Origin of the sequence: Corallococcus sp. CA041A (assembly GCF_003612075.1) — a bacterium.
Lineage (GTDB): Bacteria > Myxococcota > Myxococcia > Myxococcales > Myxococcaceae > Corallococcus > Corallococcus exiguus.
Genome location: NZ_RAWF01000393.1, coordinates 1 through 5712, shown reverse-complemented (window position 1 = coordinate 5712; position 5712 = coordinate 1). Strand labels below are relative to the sequence as shown.

Here is a 5712-nt window from a genome sequence, read left to right as displayed (position 1 = left end):
CTGCCCGCCCTGCCCCTGGACTACGCCGACGCCGCCGACTGGCAGCGGGACACTCTGGACGGCGCCGCGCTGGAGTCGCGGCTGGACTACTGGCGGACGCAGCTCGCTGGTGCTCCCCAACTGCTGGAGCTGGCCACGGACCGGCCGCGTCCCTCGCGGCGTGGGTCCGCGGGCGCTCGGGTGCCGGTGGTGCTGGAAGCGGGCCTCGCGAAATCGGTCCGGACGCTGGCGGAGCGTGAAGGCGTCACGCCGTTCATGGTCCTGCTCGCGGCCTTCCAGACCGTGCTCGCCCGCCGCGCGGGCCAGGACGACATCAGCGTGGGCACGGCCATCGCGGGCCGTCAGCGCGCGGAGTTCCAGGGGCTCGTCGGCCTCTTCGTCAACTCGCTGGTCCTTCGCACGCGGCTGTCGGGGGCTCCTTCGTTCCGGGAGCTCCTGGCCCGCGTGCGGGAGACGGCGCTGGGCGCGTACGCGCACCAGGATGTGCCCTTCGAGCGTGTGGTCGAGGCGCTCCGGCCTCCTCGTGAACTGGGGCACACGCCGCTGTTCCAGGTGATGTTCAACCTCCAGGGCGCGCGCGTGGACGCGCCCGTCCTGCAGGGGCTCCAGTCCCGGCTCCTGGACGTGCACACCGGCACGTCCATGTTCGACCTCACGCTGTCGCTCGCGGAGTCCCCCCAGGGCTTCGAGGGCTGGCTGGAGTACTCCACGGAGCTGTTCGACGCCGGCACCGTGGCGCGGCTGGCCGGTCACTTCCGCGTGCTGCTGGACGCCGCCATCGCGGCCCCGGAGACCTCCATCCACGAGCTGCCCTGGATGACGGACGCGGAGCGCCACCAGGTGCTCACCGCGTGGAACGACACGGCCCGGGACTACCCCTCCGGCAGCACCCTCCCCGAGCAGTTCGCGCTCCAGGTCGCCCGGACTCCGGACGCCATCGCCGTGGAGGACGGGGATCTTCGCCTGACGTACGCGCAGCTGGAGGCGCGGGCCAATCCGCTCGCGCACTTCCTCCGCGCTCGGGGCGTGGGCCCGGACGTGCCGGTGGCGGTGTGCATGGAGCGCTCCGTGGACTTCGTCGTCTCGGTGCTCGCCATCCTCAAGGCGGGCGGCGCCTATGTACCGCTGGATGCGTCGTACCCCGCGCAGCGGCTGGCGTTCATGATCGAGGACGCCCGGCCCCGGATGCTGCTCACCACGCGCGCGCTGCGTGAGCGGCTGCACGTGCCGGACGCGACCCTGGCCTGCTTCTTCGTGGACGCGCTGTCGCTCGATGATCAGCCTGTCACCGCGCCGGAAGTCACCGTGGGGCCTCGCAACCTGGCCTACGTCATCTTCACCTCCGGCAGCTCCGGCCGTCCCAAGGGGGTGGCCTCCGAGCATCGTGGCGTGATGCGCCTCGTGCACGCCGAGCCCTACTCGCGCGTCGGTCAGCGCGAAACGGGCATGCTCATCGCGCCGTTGTCCTTCGACGGCTCCGTGATGGAGCTGTGGACGATGCTGCTGCATGGCGGCCGGCTGGTCATCTTCCCCGGCAAGGTCCCCGCCGGAGACATGGACACGCTCGCGCGCGTGGTGGAGCGCCACGCGGTCAGCTTCGCCCACCTGACGTCGGGGCTCTTCTCGCAGTTGGTGGAGCACCGGCTGGACATCCTCGGACGGCTGCGCGCAGTGCACGTGGCGGGCGACGTCATCTCCGCCCCGCATGTGCGCCGCGCGGTGGAGTTCCTGGGCCGGACCGTCATCAACGCCTACGGCCCCAGTGAATGCTCCGTGGCCGCCTCGTTCTTCACGGTGGAGCGGCCAGAGCAGGCGGGCGCGTCGGTGCCCATTGGCGCGCCGCTCGCGAACACCACGGCGTACGTGCTGGACGCTCGGCTCCAGCCGGTGCCGGTGGGCGTGCCGGGGGAGCTGTTCCTCGGCGGTGATGGCGTGGTCCGGGGCTACGTGTCGCGGCCGGACCTCACGGCGGAGCGCTTCGTGCCGGATACGTACGGCGCGCAGCCTGGCGCACGGCTGTACCGCACGGGCGACCGGGTCCGCTGGCGCGAGGATGGGACGCTGGACTTCCTGGGCCGCACGGACCACCAGGTGAAGGTGCGCGGCTTCCGCATCGAGCTTCCGGAAGTGGAAGCCGCCCTGCGCGAGCTGCCCGAAGTGCACGAGGCCGCGGCGGTGGTGCGCGAGGACGTCCCCGGCGACAAGCGGCTCGTCGCCTACGCGATGCCGCGCCCGGGGCAGGTGCTGGAGCCCACGCGGCTGAGAGAGGCCCTGCGCCGCAAGGTCCCCGACTACATGGTGCCGTCGCTGTTCGTGGCGCTGCCCACCCTGCCCCTGAACCCCAGCGGCAAGGTGGACCGCAAGGCCCTGCCCGCTCCGGACTCGGAGGCCACCGGCCGGCGTGAGCGCTACGTGGCGCCCGCCCATCCACTGGAGGAACGGATCGCCTCCACGTGGTCCCGCGAGCTCGGGGCCGACCGCGTGGGCACGCAGGACCACCTGTTCAACGACCTGGGCGGCACGTCGCTGTCCGTGATGCGGCTCGCCTCGCGCTTGAAGGAGACGCTGGGCCGCGAGGTGCCCGTGGTCTGGTTGTTCGAACACCCCACGGTGGAGTCGCTCGCCCAGCGGCTGGAGCAGGAGTCACAGGGAGCACCCGCGCCGTCGCCCACCGCGCCCGGCCACCGTCCGCGCGAGGCGTCGAAGCCTGGCGCCTCCGGGTCCATCGCCATCGTCGGCATGGCGGGCCGCTTCCCCGGCGCGGGAACGGTGGAGGCGTTCTGGCGGAACCTGCGCGAGGGCGTGGAGTCCATCACGCGCTTCTCCCCCGAGGAGCTGGAGCACCTGCCCTCCCTGCCGGAGGGGTTCGAGCTCTGGTACCACCCGGCGTTCGTTCCCGCCGCCGGTGTCCTGGAAGACGTGGAGGGGTTCGACCACGCGTTCTTCGACATGTCCCTGCGCGAGGCGCAGTTCACGGATCCGCAGCAGCGGCTCTTCCTCCAGACGGCGTGGGCCGCGCTGGAGGACGCGGGCGTCAATCCGGAGCGCTACCCCGGCGCCATCTCGCTGTACGCGGGCGCCGCGGCCTCTGGATACGCGGAGGCCGTGCGGCAGGCGATGCCGCTGGACGCGGCGTCCTTCTTCGAGCTGAACGGCACCGCCACCCACGAGAGCCTGCCGACGAAGGCGTCCTTCAAGCTGGGGCTCACGGGTGAGAGCACGTTGCTCTACACCGCGTGCTCCACGGGTCTGGTGGCCGTGCACCTGGCCTGTCAGAGCCTGCGGACGGGGCAGTCCGACGTGGCGCTCGCGGGGGCCTCGCGGCTGTCGCTGCCGCAGCGCACGGGCTACGTGGCGCAGGAGGGCCTCATCTTCTCACCGGACGGACACTGCCGTGCGTTCGACGCTCGGGCACAGGGGACGCTGCCCGGGAACGGCGTGGGCACGGTGGTGCTCAAGCGTCTGGAGGACGCGGTACGGGATGGGGACGCCATCTACGCCGTCATCCGGGGCTCGGCGCTCAACAACGATGGCAAGAACAAGTCCGGCTTCACCGCGCCCAGCGTGCAGGGCCAGGCAGCGGTGGTGTCCCAGGCGTTGGCCAACGCAGGCGTGGCACCGGAGGCCGTGGGCTACGTGGAGGCCCATGGCACCGCGACGCCGCTGGGGGATCCGATTGAAGTGGCGGCGCTGACCCGCGCGTACGGCCTGGGCGTGGAGCACCGGGGACGCATCGCGCTGGCGTCGCTGAAGACGAACGTGGGGCACCTGGACACGGCCGCGGGACTGGCGGGCCTGATGAAGGCCGCGCTGTCGCTGCACCACGGAGAGATTCCCCCCAGCCTCCACTTCGAGAAGCCCAACCCGCAGATCGACTTCGACGCGGGGCCGTTCTTCGTCAACACCACGTTGCGGTCGTGGCCTCGGAGCGAGACGCCTCGCTTCGCCGCGGTCAGCTCCTTTGGCATTGGTGGCACCAATGCCCACGCCATCCTCGAGGAAGCTCCCATGCGGCAGAGTGGTTCGACCACGCGTTCCCACCAGCTCGTCGTGCTGTCCGCGCGCTCGCCGGAGGCGCTGGAGGCGGCGGCGCGGCGGTTGGAGGCGACGGGCGTCGGGGACTCGGCGCTGGCGGATCTGGCGTTCACGCACGCCGTGGGTCGCAAGGCTTTCGAGTACCGCCGCGCGGTGGTGGTGACGGGCGCGGAGGACCTGGCGCGGCAGCTCCAGAAGCCGGTGACGCTGGCGAAGAGCCCGGGCAAGGCGCCGCGCGTGGCGTTCGTGTTCTCCGGGCAGGGTTCGCAGCGGCTGGCCATGGGGCGTGAGCTGGCGGAGGCGTCGCCCCTGTTCCGCGCGCACCTGGACGCGTGCCTCGCGTTGCTGGACGCGCCGCTGCGGGCGCGGGTGTCGGCGGTGCTGACGCCCGAGGCCGATGCTTCGGCGGACCTCGCGGACACGCGCGTGGCGCTGCCCGCGTTGTTCAGTGTGCAGGTGGCACTGGCTCGGATGTGGCGGGACCTGGGCGTCACGCCGTCCGCGGTGATGGGTCACAGCTTCGGTGAGTACGCGGCGGCGTGCATCGCGGGGGCGCTGTCGGTCGAGGACGGGATGCGCCTCGCGGTGGCTCGCGGGGAGCTGATGCACCGGATGCCGCCGGGCGCGATGCTCGCGGTGGCCCTGCCCGTGGAGCGCGTGCAGCCGTTGCTGTCGGGCCGGCTGTCGGTGGCGGCGGTGAACGCTCCGGACCGCTGCGTGGTGTCCGGGCCGGTGGAGGAAGTGGATCGGCTGGAGGCCGAGCTGAAGGCCCAGAAGGCCGGTGCGGTGCGCATGCCCGCGCCGCACGCGTTCCACTCCGCGGACGTGGAGCCGTTGATGCCGGAGCTGGCGCGCGTGGTGGGCGCACTTCGCTGGTCGGAGCCGACGGTGCGGTACGTGTCCAGCCTCACGGGGGCGCTGGCCAGGCCGGGAGAGCTCTCGGCGCCGGACTACTGGACGGAGCAGATGCGCCAGCCGGTGCGCTTCACCCGCGCGGTGGAGGCGCTCCAGGCGGAAGGCTGCACGGTGTTGCTGGAGGTGGGACCGGGACAGGACGTGACGCCGCTGGTGCGCGCGAACCTGGCCCGGCCCGAAGGCGGCGGATCCCCCGTCCTCGCGCTGGCGTCGCTGCGGGTGGGCGGGAAGACGACGGAGCAGATGGGCTGGCTCCAGGCCGTGGGCGAGCTGTGGACCGCGGGTGTGATTGTGGACTGGAGCGCGTTCTACGCGCACGAGCAGCGCCTGCGGCTGCACCTGCCCACGTATGCGTTCCAGACCCAGGCGGTCTGGGTGCAGCCGAGAGCACGCGCCACGACGTCTCCGTTCGCGCCTCCGGCAGGAAGTCCCGTTCGTGCGCCGCAGGTTCCGGCAGAGGCCCCGGCCGCGCCCGTGGAGCGTGCGCCTGATGTGACCTCCGACCTGGCACTGGTCACGGCGTCAGTCCGCGCTCCTCAGGCCGCCTCCGCGATGACGGCCCCTGTGTCGGTTCGCGCTCCTCCAGCCTCGTCCGCGATGACGGCTTCGAACGGCGCGATTCAGATCGAGTCCGCGACGACGGATCCGGCCGGCGTCTCACACGGGGCTCCGGTGCACGGGAGTCCTCCGGAGGCGGGTGTGTCCTCGCACGGGTCTGCCGTGTCCACGGGCGTAGCACCCGCCCCGTCCCTCGCTGAACCC

At 72.3% G+C, this 5712-nt stretch carries 1 protein-coding gene; it reads left to right on the top strand.

All coding sequences use genetic code 11. The features are described from left to right. The coding region (locus tag D7V77_RS39480) for a non-ribosomal peptide synthetase (RefSeq protein WP_120581368.1) at window positions 1-5712 on the top strand (5712 nt) is incomplete at both ends.